We start from the raw sequence: 17,537 nt of genomic DNA, 5'->3' as shown, positions 1-17,537 counted from the left end.
AAGGGACCAGAGACTTGATAGCGGTGATGCGCAATATCAAAGCGCAGGGCAATCGCGCTAGCGTTCACTACCAGAACCCGCTGCTACCGCGCGCTGACCCGGGGACGCCAGAGGGCCCAGGGTATCCATGACCGCAATCAACTTATCGGCATAGCGAGGATCAGTGGCATAGCCGCCTTCCTGCAGTGCCTGGGCAGCCTGGGCGGCATTCGGGGCGGTCAATACACCCGCATAACGCGGGTTGTCACCAATCAGGCGCGCATAATCGGTGAAAGCGGCCTCGAAGGAATCGTATACCCGGAAGCGGTCGTTGATCGCCACACGCTTGCCATCGATCACCTCGTGCGTTCTCACATTCGTCGTCTCACCCTGCCAACCGCTTCCCGCCTTGATGCCGAAAAGGTTGTGGCTATTGTCGCCTGTTGCCGTCGGGATCGAATAACGTCCCCACCCGGTTTCAAGGGCCGCCTGAGAAAGAATCAACTCGGCTGGCACCCCGGTCGCACGGCTAGCCCGCTGAGCAGGTTCCTGAAGCTCGGCACGGAATGCCTCCACATGCGACAGGCGAGACGGCTCACGACGCTGTTCCAGCGGATTGTTAACCTTCTCCTGTACACGCTCTGGCAAGGCCTCAGCCGGCAGCCTGGCGTCCAGGGCATCCAGGAAGTCCTGCGGCATTGCGCTGGGTTCGGCACCCGGCATGCTCGCTGCATGCTGAGCGGACTCTTTGGCCACCAAGGGCTGAGGCTCGCCTCGCGGAATCCCTGATATCAGGCTATCGCTACGCGCTTCCACGCGACGCCCCTGAGTGCCACCCAATTGCTCGACCAGCAATTCAGCAAGCCCCACGCCCTGTCCGGCAAGGTGCTGTGACCACTGCTGATCGAGCATGGAGGTAAACATCTCGGTTTGCTTGCTGTTCAAGAGATCACCCTTGGGAATGGCATCCCGCATGCTGGTCATCATCTTTTGCAGGAACAGTGCCTCGAACTGCTTGGCGGCTGCCTGCTTGCCGGCATTCTCGTCTACCCGCGCCGTATGCTTGAGGCGCTGCAGGCCTTGCATGTCGAGGGCAAACCGACCGCTCAAATCGTCGATCGCCATCAGATGATCTCCAGTTCAGCACGCAGGGAGCCGGCCGCCTTCAGTGCCTGAAGGATAGACATCAGATCCTGCGGCGAAGCCCCCAACGCATTCAGCGCATCGACGACTTCAGTCAGCTCCGCCCCCTCGACGACACGTAGATAGGCTTCCTGCTGCTGGATACCAATATCCGTGTCCGGTACCACTGCGGTCTCGCCACCCTCACTAAAGGCGTTGGGCTGGCTGACCTGGAAGTCGGTATCAATGATGATCGACAGATTGCCATGGGCCACCGCCGCCTGGCGCAGCGTGACGCGACTGTTCATGACGACCGAGCCGGTTCGCGCATTGAGTATGACCTTGGCAGCCGCTTCGCGCGGGTTGATATCGATATTCTCGACCCGCGCCATGAAGCTGACGCGCGCATTATCGTTGTAGGGCCCCTGCAGCTGGATGACTCGTCCGTTGAGGGCGGCGGCTACCGGCCGACCAAATTCCATGTTGATTGCCGTCACCGCTCGCTGCGCGGTGCCAAAATCCGTTTGCTTGAGCAAAAGCTCCAGCATGCCGCCCTGGCGGCCAAGCTCGAGCGGCACCTGCCTCTCGACGGTCGCGCCGCCGGTGATACGACCCGCGGCCTGCTGGTTGATCTGTACGCTGCTACCGCCGGCTTGTGCACCCACGCCGGACACCAGTAAGTTGCCCTGCGCCATGGCATAGGTCTGCCCATCAGCGCCTTTCAGGGGTGTCATCAAGAGCGTGCCACCTCGCAGGCTCTGCGCATTACCGACCGAGGACACCACGATATCCAGCTCCTGACCCGGGCGTGCGAAGGCCGGCAAATTGGCGGTGACCATGACGGCCGCCACATTGCGCAACTGCAGGTTGGTCCCCTGGGGCACCGTGATGCCCAACTGCGACAGCATGTTCGTCAGGCTCTGGCTGGTGAACGGTGCCTGTGTCGTCTGGTCGCCGGAGCCATCCAGGCCCACGACCAAGCCGTAGCCAACCAGCGCGTTATCCCGCACGCCGGCAAAATCAGCCAGTTCCCGCAGCTGCTCGCCACGAGCAGACAACGACCACAGCAACAGCAGGACGAGCATCAGGCCTTGCCGGAGACTACAAAACTCTCGAGAAACGAAAAATGCGCGCATCATTCAGACCTTGGCCAAGGAGACCGGATAACCATTAGAAGGGCGAAATATTGAGGAAAAAGCGTTGCAGCCAACCCATATGCTGCGCCTCATTGATATAGCCATCGCCCACATACTCGATTCGCGCATCAGCGACCTGCGTCGACGGCACGGTGTTCTGGCCGGTAATGGTGCGAGGATTGACCACCCCGGAGAAGCGAATGAACTCGGTTCCCTGGTTGATAGCGATCTGCTTCTCCCCTCTCACCCGCAGGTTGCCGTTGGACATGACGTCCAACACCGAGACGGTAATGGTCCCGGTGAAGCTATTGTTGGCCTCGGAGCCGCCACCACCGGAAAAATCGCTGTTCCCGGAGAGATCGAACCCATACTCTGCCAACTGCTCAAGCGCATCGGGTACGCTATCAACGGTCAGTCCCGCGGAGCCGGAACGGTCGGCATTGCTCTGTGAACTCTTGCTGGCACTGACTTCTTCATCGACCACGATGGTCAGAATGTCGCCAATTGCACGCGGCCTGCGATCTTCAAAAAGCGGCTGATAGGCGTATCCGGCCTCACTCTGGTAGATAGAGCCATTCGGCACCGGATGGCGCGGCTCGGCGATGTTGATCTGTTCCTGCTCGCCGACGACCGAAGCTCGTGGCAGCTGAGCACAGCCGGATACCAGCAGACACAGCACCCCCGCAAGCACCCCATGCCGAACCGGCATACACCCCTTTAGCATCATGACCGCCCCTTGGTTACAGCTGCGCCAGTCGGCTCAGCATTTCATCGGAGGTAGAGACCGCCTTGCTGTTGATTTCATAGGCCCGCTGGGTCTGAATCATGCTGACCATTTCTTCAACCACATTGACGTTGGAGGTTTCCACATAGCCCTGATAGATCGTGCCCAGGCCATTGGCACCGGGAATATTCTCGTTGCGCGGCCCAGAGGATGCCGTCTCGAGATACTGGTTTTCGCCGATGCTTTCCAGGCCCGCGGGATTGACGAAACTGGATAGGGTCAACTGACCTATTTCACGGTTGCCTGCCACACCCGGCTCGGTAATCGAGACAATCCCGTCCTGACCGATACTCACGGAGAGCGCATTGTCTGGAACGACGATTGCCGGCTCGACGGGATAACCGCTTGAGGTCACCATCTGGCCGTTGGCATCAAGCTGGAAGCTGCCATCGCGGGTATACGCCGTACTGCCGTCGGGACGCAGGACGTTGAAAAACCCATTGCCGTTGATGGCCAGGTCACGGGAGTTCTCGGTCTGTTCCAGCCCGCCCTGGCTATGCAGCCGCTCGTTGGCAACGGGACGCACACCGCTACCCACCTGCATGCCTGAGGGCAAGGCATTCTGGGCATCGTTCTGGGCACCCGGCTGACGCAGATTCTGGTACATGAGGTCTTCGAACACGGCGCGGGATTTCTTGAAGCCGTTGGTGCTGACGTTAGCCAGGTTGTTCGAGATGACGTCCATCTGGACCTGTTGAGCCTCGAGCCCCGTCTTGGCGGTCCACAACGATCGAATCATGGTGTTCTCTCCTGAGATATTTCGCTATCTACTAAGCCGTTATCAACTGAGCGACAGTAGACTCGTGGCTCGCTGGGCATTCTCGTCGGCGCTGCTGATGACTTTCATCTGCATTTCAAAACGACGCGCTGTGTCGATCATCGACACCATCGACTCGATGGCGCTGACGTTACTGCCTTCCAATGCACCGGAGGCAACGCGGACGGCCTCGTCGCGACCGAGCACTTGCGGCTGGCCGATGGGGCCTGAACGAAAGAGGCCATCTTCGCCACGCGTCATGCCAGCCTCACCGGGAGTCACGAGCTTCAAGCGGGCAACATTGACGATGGCATCGGGACCTTGGCCGGCGCCGATGGCACTGATCGTGCCATCGGCGCCCACCGCCAGCTTGGCTTCCATCGGTACCGCAATGGGGCCTCCATCGCCGAGTACCGGCCGTCCGCCACTGGTCAGTACGCCATTGCCATCCACTTGCAGATCACCCCGGCGGGTATAGGCTTCATTGCCACCGGCATCCTGCACCGCAAGCCAGCCATCGCCATGCATGGCCACGTCGAGATCACGCCCGGTAGCGTTGATCGGCCCCGGGCTGAAATCAGAGCCCGGCGTACTCGCGGCTACCGAGGCGCGGGTATCGAGAACACCATCGCCCTGAACCGGCACCGCACGCATGGCGTGAAGCTGGGCACGAAAACCCGACGTCGAGGCATTGGCCAGGTTATTGCTGACCACTGCCTGCTGCTTGAGGCTCTGGCTGGCACCGCTCATGGCGGTATAAAGCATGCGATCCATTATCGGCTTCCCCTCATCCGTTAACGCAGGTTAACGGCACTCTGCAGAATCTCGTCTTCGACCTTGATGGTCTGGGAGTTGGCCTGATAGGCCCGCTGCGCGACGATCATGTCGACCAGTTCCGAGGCCATATCAACGTTGGAGGTTTCGACGGCCCCCGCTGTAATCCCCCCCAACACGCCGGTACCCGGCGCCCCGACCAGCTCACCGCCAGAGGCCGCCGTTTCGGTCCAGGCGTTGTCACCGGCAGACTTCAGACCTTCAGGATTGCGGAAGTTGGCCAGTGCAATCTGGCCTGCCGCCTGAGACTGCTCGTTGGAGAAATTACGGACGATGCTGCCGTCATCCTCGATTTCGATGCCGATCAGCGTGCCGGAGCGATAGCCGTTTTGAGTCAAGGAACTGGCGGTCGAGTCATTGGCGAACTGCGTCGTGCCGGCGAGGTTAAACTCCGTAGTCAAAGGCGCGGCTTCGCCCCCCAGCTGACCGGCGGTGAACGTAAAGTTTTTCGTTTCATCCGCCGCATTCAAGGCACCGCTGTTATTGAAATTAAGTGTGAACTCGTTGACATCTGAAGGCTCAGTGGCAGGAGCTATCGGGGCAGCCCCATTGATTTGTCCATCAACCGCGACATTGCCCTGCCATTGGTTAGCGCCGGTCTTTTGGTAATAGACGGTCACATTGCGTGAATTGCCTAGGGAGTCAAAGGTCGTAAAGCTGTTGGAATAGTGATAATCGATATCCAGAGCGTCATTCGGCGCGGCCACTCCCGTATCAACGGTGGCCGTTTCCAACAGAGCTGGATTCGTCTCGTCGATGCTGGCATCAAGGTTATAGACGGCATTGATCTCGTTGGTCGCCTGGGCGGGCATGGCCGCAGAAGGTACACGCAGTACTTCAGGCTGACCACCGGCCACGACCTCCGAAAAGGGGTTATTGGCGTCGTTCAGCCCATACCCCATCAGCCTCGCGCCCTGTGCGTTGACTAGGTAGCCTTCGGCGTCCATGGTCAGCTGGCCGTTGCGTGAATAGACGGTTTCGCCGTTCTGCTGCAGGCGGAAGAAGCCTTCACCGCTGACAGCCAGGTCAAGCTCGCGATTGGTGGCTTCAAGGTTACCCTCACTGAAGTCCTGCAGAACTGAGGAGACCTGGGTGCCGAGACCCACGTCGGCATTGGCAAAGACATCCGCGAACAGCGTATTGGATGATTTAAAGCCGACAGTCTGGGAGTTGGCGATGTTATTGCCCAGAGTGTCGAGGTTGGCCTTGGCCGCGTTAAGGCCGCTCAACGCTTGTGAAAAGCCCATGGTTCATTTCCTTTATGCGATGTAAAGATGCGTTATGAGAGACGGGTACTTATTCAAGCTCATTCAAACTCATTCAAACTCATTCAAATTCAATAGAGCTGATGGGGACTGAATAAAGCCGGTTCCAGACTGAATAGAGCCGACTCAGCCCCGGTTGGCTCAGAGAATCTGCTTGACGTCATTCATGCCGATCTGTCCGTAGACGGCGCCGAGGTCGAGCAGAACACTACCGTTTTGCTGAGGTGTCACCGCCCCCACCTGTGCATAGTTAAGAGACTGGAAATCGATGGGCTTTTCATCTCGCGTTGCTTGCATGGACACGGTGTAGGCACCGTCCGGGGCCTTCTCACCCGAGGTCAACTGACCATTCCAGCTGAACGAAGACACCCCTGCGCTGACAGAGCCAGCATCATACTGATTGACCACCTGGCCGGCGCCATTGGTGATGGTGACGCGCACGTTATCTGCCGGCTGATCAAGCTCAATGCCGAACGGCGTGGTGCTGACATCGCCATCCACCTGGCTCGCCAGCACCTTGTTGCCTGGCACCATCACCCCAGAGCCCACCAGGCCCGCCGCCTCGAGCGCTTGCCCCTGGTTGATCTGATCGGTGATAGAGGAAAGCGTCGAGTTGAGCTTCTCGATGCCGCTGACGGTATTGATCTGCGCCAGCTGCGAGGTCATCTCGGCGTTTTCCATGGGGTTCATGGGATCCTGGTTCTTCAATTGCGTCACCAGCAGGGTCATGAACTGGTCGTTCATTTCGGCAGACTGGGTCTTCGCCGTCTTGCCGGTTTGTCCAATGGTGCCGTTGATACCACTCAAGACACTGGAATCGATGCCGCTAGCCATGTAATCAGTTCTCCCCAAGCGTCAGCGTTTTGGTCATCAGCTGTTTGCTGGTATTCATCACTTCGATATTCGCCTGGTACGAACGTGATGCCGAGATCATGTTGACCATCTCACTGGTCGGGTCCACGTTGGGCATCGTCACATAGCCATCGTCATCCGCTAGTTCATGTTCCGGGCGATATTCCATGCGCATTGGCGACGGGTCATCAACGACGCGGGATACGCGCACGCCTCCAACTTGCGAACCACCCTGCTGTTGGGCTTCGAACCAGACCTGCTTGGCGCGATATGCCTCACCGTCAGGGCCCGCCACACTATCGGCGTTGGCAAGGTTGCTGGCGGTTACGTTCATCCGCTGCGCCTGAGCGCTCATGGCGGAGGCGGATATATCAAAGATCGAGAACATCGACATGCTAAGCTCACTCCTTAGGCTCGGGGCAGACCATCAACTAGCGGGTCATTCCGGTTGCATGGCTGACTTGAGGCCCTGAATGCGGCTATTCAGCATCGTCAGGGAGGCTTGATAGCGGACCGCATTATCGGCGAACTCCGCCCGCTCACGATCCATATCGACCGTATTGCCATCCAGGCTAGGCTGGGCCGGTACGCGATACATGAGGTCATGCACCTTGCTACCGGAACCGCCATGGCCCGCTATGTGGCCAGAGGCTGTTGTCGCCAGAGAAAGCCCGCCCTGCCCTGCTGGGCCACGATCCATGGCGCGTGACAGCTCCTGGGAAAAATCAAAATCACGGGCCTTGTAATTAGGGGTATCGGCGTTGGCTACGTTGCTTGCCAAGACCTCATGACGTTGCTGGCGAAGACTGAGGACTTCTTGCTGGAAGTTCAGCGCCGCCCCAAGCTTATCGATCATTCGAGCACCCACAGTCGCGAAATGGGGAAATGTTGAGAGTGAAGAATAGCCATGCACCCGTCATCTCAAAGGATCAAACAGACCCGCATTTCACACCCAATTCCGTTATTGACCTGCCAGGCAGCCGAGTAGAATTATCAAGGAACCGACACCCCGCCTCCTTGAGTCAGTGAATGTCATGCCTACAGCGCCCCGCACACCCGCCACTCCATCAGGAGCCCGCTACGCGAGCAGTACCTCCCTGATTCGTGGCCACAGCCTTCGCTACTTCCTGTCGCTTTGTTTCATGGTGTGGTCCGCCATGACAACGGCGCCGGCTCTTGCACAGGATCAGGCGCTGGTAGACGCAGTCGAGCGTTTTTTACTGGAGCAGGCACCCAGTGACGCTCAGAATGTCAGCGTCGAGGTATTTCCGCCCTCAGCACAATTTGGTGACTGCCTGTCACCGCGGCCCTTCCTGCGTAACGGACACCAGCGCCAGTGGGGGCGAGTATCGGTAGGAGTCGAGTGCGCGGGGTCACAGGATCGCTATCTTCAGGCCGAGGTAAATGCGATCGGCACCTACGTCACGGCTGCAGAGCGAATTGAGGCCAATACCGTTATCGACCAAGGCATGCTGACCCTTCGCGAGGGAAATCTGGATCGCCTTCCGTCAAGCACGATTCGAAAGTCCAGTGAGGCGGTGGGCATGCTCGCCCGGCGTACGATAACGGCAGGGTCGACGCTGCGAGAGCACCAACTGCGCACCCTCCCACTGGTAGAGCGTCGCCAGACGGTGTCGGTCGAGGCGCAAGGCACAGGATTTCGGGTCTCTCGGGAGGGCGAGGCACTGGAAGATGGCGGTCTTGGCGAAGATGTTAGAATTCGGCTGTCACGGCGTGAGATCATCACTGCCCGTGTCGTTGGCGCCGGTCGCGTGGCCATCGATTTCTAAGGCCACCTTCTGCACTAACAGAAAATGCCTTCTACGATTAAAGATACCGCCCAACTGGCCGATACCTTGGGCAAGCACCACTGACGAGGCCGCTCCCTTGAAAATCGACAGCTCACAATCCCTGACCCGACTCCAACCGTCGGATCAGACGACATCAGCCAAAGCCACACCTGCTGACAACACACAGACATCGGCAGCACCGAGTTCTGCCTCGGTTGCCCATCTGAACCAGGGCAACCAGAACGCCAGCGGTGACATTGATACCGCGCGCGTAGAGGAACTACGACTCGCCATCAGCGAGGGCCGCATGGAAATCGACGCCAACAAGATCGCCGACGGACTCATCGCCAGCGTACAAGATATTCTGGACGGCGAACCTTCATGAGTCTGGGAGCATCCCTAGAGCGCCAGCGGCAACGGATCGCGTCGCTGGAAACGCTCTTGAACCATGAGAGGCAAGCGCTCTTCGAGGGACGCGTCGACGGCGAGCTGCTTAATCGCATTGCCGCCGATAAGCAGGAAATGCTGGCTCAAATCGAGCGCTTCGAGACGCAGCGCAGCCAGGTACAGCAACGTCTGGGCTATGAGGCAGGCCTTGCTGGAGCCTCCAAGGCTGCCGCCGATGCCGACTGCCTGGCTATCTGGCAGGCGCTACTCGAGGACGCCCAGCGCACAGCACGCCTCAATGCCATGAATGGTGACATGATCCGCCAGCGTCTCGAACAGAATCAGCGCATGCTCAATGCGCTCCGCGAAGCATCCGGCAACAGCCTCTATGGACCTGACGGTCAGGCTAAACCCCGCCGCAGCCAGCTTTCTTCACGCGCCTGATACTCTAAAGCTCCACCCTTCCCTGACTCCTGCTTTGTTTTACCTCAATCGGGGCATCCATACTGCCTTCGCGCCTCGCGCTGGATCTGATCGATGCTGACCCTCTAAGCATCGCCAGTTACTGATATAAGAGGCTATGCTGACAGGACACTCACGGATCGAGTGTTCGCTTAATGCCAGGGAGGCCTCAGATGCCCAATTGCATGCGCAGCCGGTGGCGCTTATCACTTCTGCTTTGCCTGCTATGGCTGGCAGCACCTATATCGGCGGCAGACGACTGCCCGAACTGGTCCGAAGAAGCCGCCGCGAGCGCCATTGACTCACTTGGAGAGCGACTTGCCGAGTGGAGCGATGCGTATTATCGCGAGGGTAAACGCCTGGTCGATGATGCCACCTATGATCAGGCTCGCCGGCACTACCACCAATGGCAGTCCTGCTTCAACATTCGCGCCCCCTCAGCACTGCCCGCCCCCACCGACAGCTCGACCATTCGCCACCCGTTCCCCCTGACGGGACTCAACAAGCTCGAGGACGAAAACGCGCTACGTGACTGGATGACTCTTCGCAGCGAACAGTCGCTATGGGTTCAACCCAAGGTCGACGGCGTCGCCGTCACACTGGTCTATGAGGCCGGCAAGCTCACGCGGGTGATCAGTCGTGGCAATGACATCAGTGGGCAGAATTGGCGAGGCAAGGCGGACTCCATCCCGAGCATCCCACAACGACTCCCCTCGCCAACAAGGGGACTCATCAGCCTGCAAGGCGAGCTCTATCTTCGCCTTGAAAATCACGTGCAGGCCGAATCCGGCAGCGCTGGTGCCCGCAGCCAAATCGCTGGCCTGATGGCACGCCATGATCTGAGTAGCGAGGCTGGCGCGGATATAGGACTCTTTATCTGGGATTGGCCGGATGGCCCGAGGGATATGGAAGCACGGCTACGCCAACTCGACGCCTGGGGTTTCTCTGACAGCCAGCGTTTCAGCGAGCGCATCGACACTGCCCCGGACGTCGCCAAAGCCAGGCAGCGCTGGTATCGCAAGCCCGCCCCCTTCGCCACCGACGGCGTGGTGATTCGTCAGTCGCATCGCTTGGCTGCCGGGGCATCGTCCATCGAGCCACCCACCACACCTCCTGACTGGGCTGTCGCCTGGAAACATCCCTCACGCAGCGCTCACGCCCTGGTAACGGGGATCGAGTTCTCTATCGGGCGTACCGGGCGCATCACTCCAGTTCTCATCCTGAAGCCCTTCGAGCTGGACGACCGACAAGTCAGTCGTGTAAGCCTCGGCTCACTGGAGACTTGGCAAGCCGCCGACATACGCCCGGGTGATCAAGTCATCGTCCGCCTGGCCGGCGGCATCATTCCTCAATTCGAGCGAATGCTAGTACGCATTCAGCCACGCCCTCCCGTGTCACCCCCGAATCCGAGAGACTACGACGCCCTGAGCTGCCTCAGGCTTAGTGACGGATGCCACCAGCAATTCCTGGCCAGGTTGACATGGCTATCCAGCGATAAGGGACTCGACATGGCCGGCATCGGCGAGGGCAGTTGGGAAACGCTTCTCGACGCCGGCCTGATTCAAGGCCTCAGTGACTGGCAGGATCTCGACAAGGAGCAGCTACGCCAACTTCCGGGGGTAGGCAAAGCGCGCGCCGCTCAGTGGCGCAATGCCTTTCATCCAACCGAGGACTGGCGGCTTGGCACTTGGCTCAAGGCCTTGGGCATGCCTCCCGCCGCTGACGACAGCCTGACACCAAGTATGGACCTAGCGACTCTACAAGCGAGAACGATAGGTGACTGGCAAACAGTCGATGGCATCGGCCCCGTGACTGCGCAAGCACTCCATGACTTCTTTCACCATCCAGAGATTCAGCGGCTGCTGACAGGCCTAGGCGACACAAGAATCAATGCTGGCAACACCGATGGAGTGATGGAGTGATGCATACGGGACATCTGCCGTCGACAGCCATGCAGGCAAGCGCAAGCGAATGGGCAGAAGACATACAGCTCGGTCATTGAAAATCGGACACAAGAATTCGCACCCATGACCAGGCACTAGATAGAAAAAAAGATGTAGAAAGGAAAAAACAGGAAGGAGACGGGGACTAGCGACAATCAAGAAACATATTGGCTCCCCGAACAGGACTCGAACCTGTGACCCAATGATTAACAGTCATTTGCTCTACCAACTGAGCTATCGGGGAACAACGATGTACTTACTGCTATATGCCTGCCGTGCGATACGTGGCCGTATCGGGCTAACATGACGCTTTACGTCATTGATCGATCAGGGTAGGGATGGCTCCCCGAACAGGACTCGAACCTGTGACCCAATGATTAACAGTCATTTGCTCTACCAACTGAGCTATCGGGGAATGACCCTATCGATCGTGATGTTCCGTGTGGCTCCCCGAACAGGACTCGAACCTGTGACCCAATGATTAACAGTCATTTGCTCTACCAACTGAGCTATCGGGGAATGACCGGAACACGCGACGTAGTATAAGGATTGATGGCGCAAGGTCAAGGCCAGCCTGCAAATTCTCGCCATAACCCATGATGAATCAACTACCTGACACCATCACTGACATCATCATGAGGAGAGTGGCGGCGAATCAAGGTCAGAAGGCCTCTCGCTCCAGCCCCACCAGCAGGAAGTCAGCCCCTCAAACAAAAACAGGCCCGCATCATGGATGCGGGCCTGTTATCTTGATTCTGGTGGCTACGCCCTGATTCGAACAGGGGACCCCATCATTATGAGTGATGTGCTCTAACCAGCTGAGCTACGTAGCCACGCTGCCGCTGAACGACTTAGCGCTCGGTAACGGGGGCGTATTATGCACACCCCCGTTAAAGCTGGCAAGCCTTACGTGACAGAGAACTGAGTTAAATCTCCAGTTCATTCTTCACAGCAGCGATACCGGGCTCACCCTCAACGGTGGTGACGCCTTCAAGCCAGCCCTCGAGCACTTCCGGGTTCGCCTGCAGATAAGCGCGCGCTGCATCACTCGGACGCTCTCCATCATCCATGATGGTGCTCATCAACTGATTTTCCATCTCGAGGGTAAAGGTCAGATTGTTGAGAAGTGTCCCCACATTCGCGCACTCCTGAGCAAAATCAGCACGCGTATTGGTATAGACGGTGGCGCCCCCCAGGTTAGGACCGAAATAATCATCGGCCCCTTCCAGGTAGGCGATGTCGAAGTTGGTGTTCATCGGGTGCGGCTCCCAGCCCAGGAACACCATCCACTCATCACGGCTGGAACGCGAGCGCAACTCAGCCAGCATGCCCGCCTCACTGGAATCAATCAGCTCCCACTCGCCAAGACCAAAGGCCTCGTCATCAATCATGTCCTGAATCAGCATGTTGCCGTCATTACCGGCCTCAATACCGTATATCTCACTATCGAACTTCTCAGCATGCTCGACCAGGTCGGTGACGCTGGTGACGCCAGCGTCATGAACATACTGCGGCACCGCCAGGGTGTACTTGGCGCCCTCGAGGTTCGCAGCCAGGCGATCCACGGTGCCCTGCTCAACGTAGGGGTCGCTGATCGATGCCATGGATGGCATCCAGTTACCCAGGAATACATCGAAGTCGCCGTTCTTCATGCCGGAATAGGCGATCGGCACCGACACCGTATCGATACGGGTGTCATAGCCCAGCGCCTCGAGCACCTCAGTGGTCAAAGCGGTCGTCGCGGTGATATCGGTCCAGCCAACTTCGGCGAAACGCACGTTCTGACAAGACTCTGGAACCGCTGCCTGACTGTGAGTCACGGCCAGGGTCAGCACGCCGGCACTCAGGGTCATCATGGACATCTTGAACGCAGGAATCGTCTTGGTCATGGGGGCGAACCTCTTGTTGATCTTTGACATGGAGTAACCAGTACGTGCAATAGCGGGTGAAATGCTCCCTGCAGCCGCAAGCTGGATACTCCGGATAATAGGGCCAGTCGGCCGACATCTTTTTGTTGATTGAACGTTCAATAAAAAAGATGCATACTTAACACCATAGAACATTTGCCTCCTCCGGCCCATCTGGCACGAGAAGGCCTCAGAACAGGAGTCGACACGGTGCCGAAAGTTGGAATGGAACCCATCCGCCGCCGTCAGCTGATCCAGGCCACCATGGAAGCGATTGACGAAGCCGGCTTGGCCGATGCCACTGTCGTGCGCATCGCACGTCTGGCGGGAGTATCAGCAGGCATCATCAGCCACTATTTCGGCGGCAAGGACGGCCTGCTGGAAGCGACCATGCGCCAGATTCTGAAAGACCTGGGCCAGGCGGTACATGAGCGCCGCAAAGTCCTGCCCGAACATGCGCCTCGGGATCATATGCGGGCCATTATCGACGGCAACTTTGATCGCAGTCAGGTCCATAGAGCGGTGGTAAAGACCTGGTTGGCCTTCTGGGCCAGCAGCATGCACCGTCGCTCGCTGCACCGGCTCCAGCATGTCAACGACCGCCGTCTATACTCCAATCTTTGCCACCAATTTCGTCAATGCTTGCCCAAGCAGCAAGCACGTGAGGCCGCTGGCGGACTTGCAGCCATGATCGACGGACTCTGGCTGCGCGGCGCCCTTGCGCCCGAAGGCCTCGACGTGGACCGCGCTTGCAAGCTGGCCTACGACTATCTGGACGAAAAACTCGCCCATAGCGCCGAGCACACTGCCCTGCGCAACGCCTAACGAACACTTCAAGGAGGTTCTCATGAAGACGCTTCCCCTTCAGCAACTCTATATCAACGGTCAGCTGACCGACGCCACCTCTGGCGAAACCTTTACCGTCACCAACCCGGTTGACGGCTCGCTCCTCGCCACCATTCAGCAGGCGTCCCAGTCCGACGTGGATTCCGCCGTCGCGGCTGCCCGCGAAGGACAGATAGTGTGGGCAGCCATGAGCGGCATGGAGCGTTCACGCATCATGCTCAAGGCCGTGGCACTCCTGAGAGAGCGCAATGATGAACTGGCTGAGCTCGAGACTCGCAACACGGGCAAGCCGATCAGCGAGACCGCGGCGGTCGATATCGTCACCGGCGCCGACGCGCTCGAGTACTTCGCCGGTCTGGCGCCTGCCGTTGAAGGTACCCAGATCCCCTTGCGTGAGGATTCCTTCGTCTACACCCGCCGCGAGCCGCTGGGGGTGATCGGCTCGATTGGCGCCTGGAACTACCCGATCCAGATCGCCTGCTGGAAGGCGGCTCCGGCCCTGGCGACCGGCAACGCTATCGTCTTCAAGCCCAGTGAAGTGACCCCGCTGACCACCCTGAAGCTTGCCGAGATCTTCACCGAAGCTGGCCTGCCCGATGGCGTTTTCAATGTGGTGCAGGGCGATGGCCGTGTCGGCCAGATGCTGACCGCGCACCAGGGCATCGACAAGGTCTCCTTCACCGGCGAAGCCGAGACCGGCAAGAAAGTCATGTCCGCCTCGGCAGGCTCGACCCTCAAGGACGTCACCATGGAGCTCGGCGGCAAATCACCGCTCATCGTCTTCGAGGATGCCGACCTTGACCGCGCCGCCGACGCCGCGATGATGGCCAACTTCTATTCCAGCGGCCAGATCTGCACCAACGGTACGCGGGTATTCGTGCATTCAAGCGTCAAGGAAAGCTTCGAGGCCAAGCTCACCGAGCGTGTCGCCCGCATCAAGGCAGGAGACCCGCTGGACCCGACGGTCAACTTTGGTCCGCTGGTCAGCTTTGAACATCAGGAAAAGGTCCTTGCCTACATTGCCCTGGGCAAGGAAGAAGGCGCGCGCGTGCTGGTCGGCGGCGAAGCCTGGAACCAGGGCGAATACGCTAAAGGCGCCTGGGCAGCCCCGACCGTGTTCACCGACTGCACCGACGAGATGCGCATCGTGCGTGAGGAAATCTTCGGACCGGTGATGTCGGTGCTTTCCTTCGACGACGAGGACGAAGTGATCCGCCGCGCCAACGACACCGAGTACGGCTTGGCCGCAGGCGTCTTCACCGAGAACCTGAACCGCGCGCATCGCAGCATTCACCGTCTCGAAGCGGGTATCTGCTGGGTCAACACCTGGGGCGACTCTCCTTCCGAAATGCCGGTGGGCGGTTACAAGCAGTCCGGTGTAGGCCGCGAGAACGGCATCTCGACCCTGGCTCACTATACCCAGATCAAGTCCGTACAGATCGAGATGGCGCCCTTCGAATCCGTGTTCTGATTTAAGCCTGACCTAATTCCGACAACGGCACGACCCTCGCCTGCCATGCCCCATTGGGCATGGCAAGGCGCCCTGCGTCTCATTGACCGTTGTTGCCTCGTACCATCTCAGCATGACCTTCGTCACCCCTATTCACTGAATCAGGAGGGCTTGTCGATGACACAGGCTCAAGAGTTCGATTACATCATCGTTGGCGCCGGATCTGCCGGCAATGTGCTCGCCACCCGACTGACCGAAGACGCTGACGTCTCGGTACTGTTGCTCGAAGCCGGTGGCCGCGACCACCGTTTTGACTTCCGCACCCAAATGCCAGCGGCACTGGCCTACCCCCTGCAGGGCAAGCGCTACAACTGGGCCTTCGAGACCGACCCTGAACCGCACATGGACAACCGGCGCATGGAATGTGGCCGCGGCAAGGGCCTCGGCGGTTCTTCGCTGATCAACGGCATGTGCTATATCCGCGGCAACGCCCTGGACTACGACAACTGGGCCAAGGGTACCGGACTCGAGGACTGGACCTATGCCGACTGTCTGCCCTACTTCCGTAAGGCCGAGACTCGTGACATCGGTGCCAACGATTACCACGGCGGTGACGGCCCGGTCTCGGTAACCACCCCGAAGCAAGACAACAACCCGCTTTACCAGGCCTTCATCGACGCAGGCGTCGAAGCCGGCTATCCGCGCACCGAGGACGTCAACGGCTACCAGCAGGAAGGCTTCGGCCCGATGGACCGTTTCGTGACCCCCAACGGGCGTCGTGCCTCAACCGCTCGCGGTTATCTGGACACCGCCAAGCAGCGCGACAATCTGACCATCGTCACGCGTGCCACTACCGACCGCATCCTCTTCGAGGGCAAACGCGCCGTCGGGGTCAGCTACCTGCACAAGAATCAGGAAGTCGAGGGCCGCGCTCGCCGCGAGGTACTGGTCTGCTCGGGTGCCATCGCCTCGCCGCAACTGCTGCAGCGCTCGGGCGTCGGCAATGCCGAGCTGCTCAAGCAGTTCGACATCCCCGTGGTCCATGACCTCAAGGGAGTGGGTGAGAACCTCCAGGATCACCTGGAGATGTACATCCAGTACGAGTGCAAGCAGCCGATCTCTCTCTACCCGGCACTCAAGTGGTACAACCAGCCGAAGATCGGCCTGGAATGGATGCTCAAGGGCACCGGCATCGGCGCCAGCAACCAGTTCGAGGCAGCAGGCTTCATCCGCTCGAACGATGACGAGGAGTGGCCGAACCTGCAGTATCACTTCCTGCCGATCGCCATCAGCTACAACGGCAAGAGCGCGGTGCAGGCCCATGGCTTCCAGGCCCACGTCGGTTCGATGCGCTCGGATAGCCGCGGCCGCGTACAGCTGACCTCTCGCGACCCCAAGGCCGCGCCGAGCATCCTGTTCAACTACATGTCCACCGACAAGGACTGGCAGGAATTCCGCGATGCCATCCGCCTGACCCGTGAGATCATCGCTCAGCCGACCATGGATCCCTACCGCGGCCGCGAAATTTCACCGGGGCCGGACGTTTCAAGTGATGCCGAGCTCGACGCCTTCGTGCGTGAGCATGCCGAGACCGCCTACCACCCATGCGGCACCTGCCGAATGGGCGAAGATGACGATGCTGTGGTCGACGGCGCCGGACGCGTGCACGGTCTCGAGGGCCTGCGGGTGGTAGACGCCTCGCTGTTCCCGCTGATCCCCACCGGCAACCTCAACGCCCCGACGATCATGCTGGCCGAAAAGATCGCCGACAAGATCCGCGGCCGCGAGCCTCTGGCCCGCTCCGAGGCGCCCTACTATGTCGCCAAGGACGCACCGGCCCAGGCCGAGCCCAAGCGTCGACTCTAAACGCTCCTTCCCCCCTCCCTTGAGCCCCGCACCCGCGGGGTTTTTTTATTGATACAGGCTCAGGAACTAAAGCCATCGTCACGTCACTTCAGGGGCTAGTCACCGACCAATCAATGGTCTAGGCTACAAGAATTCAAACGCTTGTTAGAATACTGGT

17 protein-coding genes and 4 tRNA genes are annotated in these 17,537 nt (G+C 59.3%); 7 read left to right on the top strand and 14 right to left on the bottom strand.

Annotated features, from left to right (window positions below; genetic code table 11):
- Positions 1–57: 57 nt before the first annotated feature.
- The 9 genes from flgJ to flgB all read right to left on the bottom strand — a co-directional run bounded on the left by flgJ (position 58) and on the right by flgB (position 7,585).
- Positions 58–1,104 (bottom strand): flagellar assembly peptidoglycan hydrolase FlgJ, encoded by a 1,047-nt coding sequence (flgJ, locus tag HF027_RS04835; RefSeq protein WP_168013413.1) that lies wholly within the window; start codon positions 1,102–1,104, stop codon positions 58–60.
- Positions 1,104–2,186: a flagellar basal body P-ring protein FlgI gene (locus HF027_RS04830; RefSeq protein WP_209316401.1), complete on the bottom strand. Its 1,083-nt coding sequence runs from the start codon at positions 2,184–2,186 to the stop codon at positions 1,104–1,106. Before HF027_RS04830 ends, flgJ begins: the two co-directional genes overlap by 1 nt.
- A gap of 85 nt (positions 2,187–2,271) precedes the next feature.
- On the bottom strand, positions 2,272–2,961 hold the full coding sequence (locus HF027_RS04825; RefSeq protein ID WP_168013555.1) for a flagellar basal body L-ring protein FlgH: 690 nt from the start codon (positions 2,959–2,961) through the stop codon (positions 2,272–2,274).
- Positions 2,962–2,977: 16 nt separating this feature from the next.
- Positions 2,978–3,760 carry a flagellar basal-body rod protein FlgG gene (gene flgG, locus HF027_RS04820; protein WP_136255256.1) on the bottom strand — a complete coding sequence of 261 codons (783 nt, stop codon included), beginning with the start codon at positions 3,758–3,760 and terminating at the stop codon, positions 2,978–2,980.
- Between the two features lie 42 nt (positions 3,761–3,802).
- Positions 3,803–4,552 (bottom strand): flagellar basal body rod protein FlgF, encoded by a 750-nt coding sequence (locus HF027_RS04815; RefSeq protein WP_168013409.1) that lies wholly within the window; start codon positions 4,550–4,552, stop codon positions 3,803–3,805.
- A 20-nt stretch (positions 4,553–4,572) separates the two neighbouring features.
- Positions 4,573–5,859 carry a flagellar hook protein FlgE gene (gene flgE, locus HF027_RS04810; protein WP_168013408.1) on the bottom strand — a complete coding sequence of 429 codons (1,287 nt, stop codon included), beginning with the start codon at positions 5,857–5,859 and terminating at the stop codon, positions 4,573–4,575.
- A gap of 159 nt (positions 5,860–6,018) precedes the next feature.
- Positions 6,019–6,711 carry a flagellar hook assembly protein FlgD gene (locus tag HF027_RS04805; RefSeq protein ID WP_168013406.1) on the bottom strand — a complete coding sequence of 231 codons (693 nt, stop codon included), beginning with the start codon at positions 6,709–6,711 and terminating at the stop codon, positions 6,019–6,021.
- Positions 6,712–6,715: 4 nt separating this feature from the next.
- Complete coding sequence (gene flgC, locus HF027_RS04800; protein ID WP_168013404.1) at positions 6,716–7,123, bottom strand: flagellar basal body rod protein FlgC; 408 nt, start codon at positions 7,121–7,123, stop codon at positions 6,716–6,718.
- 45 nt (positions 7,124–7,168) lie between these two features.
- Positions 7,169–7,585 carry a flagellar basal body rod protein FlgB gene (flgB, locus tag HF027_RS04795; protein ID WP_168013402.1) on the bottom strand — a complete coding sequence of 139 codons (417 nt, stop codon included), beginning with the start codon at positions 7,583–7,585 and terminating at the stop codon, positions 7,169–7,171.
- Between the two features lie 178 nt (positions 7,586–7,763).
- On the opposite strand from flgB, the gene flgA reads away from it, so the two are divergent.
- The 4 genes from flgA to ligB all read left to right on the top strand — a co-directional run bounded on the left by flgA (position 7,764) and on the right by ligB (position 11,290).
- A complete protein-coding gene (flgA, locus tag HF027_RS04790) occupies positions 7,764–8,519 on the top strand; it encodes a flagellar basal body P-ring formation chaperone FlgA (protein ID WP_168013400.1) in 756 nt (251 codons plus the stop codon).
- A gap of 97 nt (positions 8,520–8,616) precedes the next feature.
- Entirely contained in the window at positions 8,617–8,904 is a 288-nt protein-coding gene (flgM, locus tag HF027_RS15565) for a flagellar biosynthesis anti-sigma factor FlgM (RefSeq protein ID WP_245184522.1), read from the top strand.
- Positions 8,901–9,350 (top strand): flagella synthesis protein FlgN, encoded by a 450-nt coding sequence (locus HF027_RS04780; protein ID WP_136255248.1) that lies wholly within the window; start codon positions 8,901–8,903, stop codon positions 9,348–9,350. Before flgM ends, HF027_RS04780 begins: the two co-directional genes overlap by 4 nt.
- A gap of 191 nt (positions 9,351–9,541) precedes the next feature.
- Complete coding sequence (gene ligB / locus HF027_RS04775) at positions 9,542–11,290, top strand: NAD-dependent DNA ligase LigB (protein ID WP_209316400.1); 1,749 nt, start codon at positions 9,542–9,544, stop codon at positions 11,288–11,290.
- Positions 11,291–11,479: 189 nt separating this feature from the next.
- On the opposite strand, the gene HF027_RS04770 is transcribed toward ligB, so the two are convergent.
- The 5 genes from HF027_RS04770 to HF027_RS04750 all read right to left on the bottom strand — a co-directional run bounded on the left by HF027_RS04770 (position 11,480) and on the right by HF027_RS04750 (position 13,173).
- Positions 11,480–11,555, bottom strand: a tRNA-Asn gene (locus tag HF027_RS04770).
- Between the two features lie 95 nt (positions 11,556–11,650).
- Positions 11,651–11,726 (bottom strand) — tRNA-Asn (locus tag HF027_RS04765).
- Positions 11,727–11,754: 28 nt separating this feature from the next.
- Positions 11,755–11,830: transfer RNA gene (locus HF027_RS04760), tRNA-Asn, on the bottom strand.
- A gap of 237 nt (positions 11,831–12,067) precedes the next feature.
- Positions 12,068–12,144: transfer RNA gene (locus tag HF027_RS04755), tRNA-Met, on the bottom strand.
- Positions 12,145–12,237: 93 nt separating this feature from the next.
- Positions 12,238–13,173 (bottom strand): choline ABC transporter substrate-binding protein, encoded by a 936-nt coding sequence (locus HF027_RS04750; protein ID WP_168013549.1) that lies wholly within the window; start codon positions 13,171–13,173, stop codon positions 12,238–12,240.
- Positions 13,174–13,428: 255 nt separating this feature from the next.
- Between HF027_RS04750 and betI the strand changes: the two genes are divergently transcribed.
- The 3 genes from betI (at position 13,429) to betA (ending at position 17,380) form a co-directional block, all read left to right on the top strand.
- Positions 13,429–14,043: a transcriptional regulator BetI gene (gene betI / locus HF027_RS04745; protein WP_209316399.1), complete on the top strand. Its 615-nt coding sequence runs from the start codon at positions 13,429–13,431 to the stop codon at positions 14,041–14,043.
- Between the two features lie 22 nt (positions 14,044–14,065).
- On the top strand, positions 14,066–15,535 hold the full coding sequence (gene betB / locus HF027_RS04740) for a betaine-aldehyde dehydrogenase (protein ID WP_168013398.1): 1,470 nt from the start codon (positions 14,066–14,068) through the stop codon (positions 15,533–15,535).
- A gap of 156 nt (positions 15,536–15,691) precedes the next feature.
- The gene (gene betA, locus HF027_RS04735; protein ID WP_168013396.1) at positions 15,692–17,380 is read left to right on the top strand and encodes a choline dehydrogenase; all 1,689 of its coding nucleotides are present in this window, start codon (positions 15,692–15,694) and stop codon (positions 17,378–17,380) included.
- Positions 17,381–17,537: the final 157 nt, after the last annotated feature.

It is taken from the genome of Halomonas salinarum (genome assembly GCF_012062845.1).
In the GTDB taxonomy this organism is placed as follows: domain Bacteria; phylum Pseudomonadota; class Gammaproteobacteria; order Pseudomonadales; family Halomonadaceae; genus Onishia; species Onishia salinarum.
Note: the sequence above shows the minus strand (reverse complement) of the source record. Positions and strands in the feature narration are given on the sequence as shown.

Bases quoted from the DNA above. Each gene is read 5' to 3' on its own strand.
- flgJ (WP_168013413.1), bottom strand. From the start codon at position 1,104: ATGGCGATCGACGATTTGAGCGGTCGGTTTGCCCTCGACATGCAAGGC.
- HF027_RS04830 (WP_209316401.1), bottom strand. From the start codon at position 2,186: ATGCTCGTCCTGCTGTTGCTGTGGTCGTTGTCTGCTCGTGGCGAGCAG.
- HF027_RS04825 (WP_168013555.1), bottom strand. From the start codon at position 2,961: ATGCTAAAGGGGTGTATGCCGGTTCGGCATGGGGTGCTTGCGGGGGTG.
- flgG (WP_136255256.1), bottom strand. From the start codon at position 3,760: ATGATTCGATCGTTGTGGACCGCCAAGACGGGGCTCGAGGCTCAACAG.
- HF027_RS04815 (WP_168013409.1), bottom strand. From the start codon at position 4,552: ATGGATCGCATGCTTTATACCGCCATGAGCGGTGCCAGCCAGAGCCTC.
- flgE (WP_168013408.1), bottom strand. From the start codon at position 5,859: ATGGGCTTTTCACAAGCGTTGAGCGGCCTTAACGCGGCCAAGGCCAAC.
- HF027_RS04805 (WP_168013406.1), bottom strand. From the start codon at position 6,711: ATGGCTAGCGGCATCGATTCCAGTGTCTTGAGTGGTATCAACGGCACC.
- flgC (WP_168013404.1), bottom strand. From the start codon at position 7,123: ATGTCGATGTTCTCGATCTTTGATATATCCGCCTCCGCCATGAGCGCT.
- flgB (WP_168013402.1), bottom strand. From the start codon at position 7,585: ATGATCGATAAGCTTGGGGCGGCGCTGAACTTCCAGCAAGAAGTCCTC.
- flgA (WP_168013400.1), top strand. From the start codon at position 7,764: ATGCCTACAGCGCCCCGCACACCCGCCACTCCATCAGGAGCCCGCTAC.
- HF027_RS04780 (WP_136255248.1), top strand. From the start codon at position 8,901: ATGAGTCTGGGAGCATCCCTAGAGCGCCAGCGGCAACGGATCGCGTCG.
- ligB (WP_209316400.1), top strand. From the start codon at position 9,542: ATGCCCAATTGCATGCGCAGCCGGTGGCGCTTATCACTTCTGCTTTGC.
- HF027_RS04750 (WP_168013549.1), bottom strand. From the start codon at position 13,173: ATGTCCATGATGACCCTGAGTGCCGGCGTGCTGACCCTGGCCGTGACT.
- betB (WP_168013398.1), top strand. From the start codon at position 14,066: ATGAAGACGCTTCCCCTTCAGCAACTCTATATCAACGGTCAGCTGACC.
- betA (WP_168013396.1), top strand. From the start codon at position 15,692: ATGACACAGGCTCAAGAGTTCGATTACATCATCGTTGGCGCCGGATCT.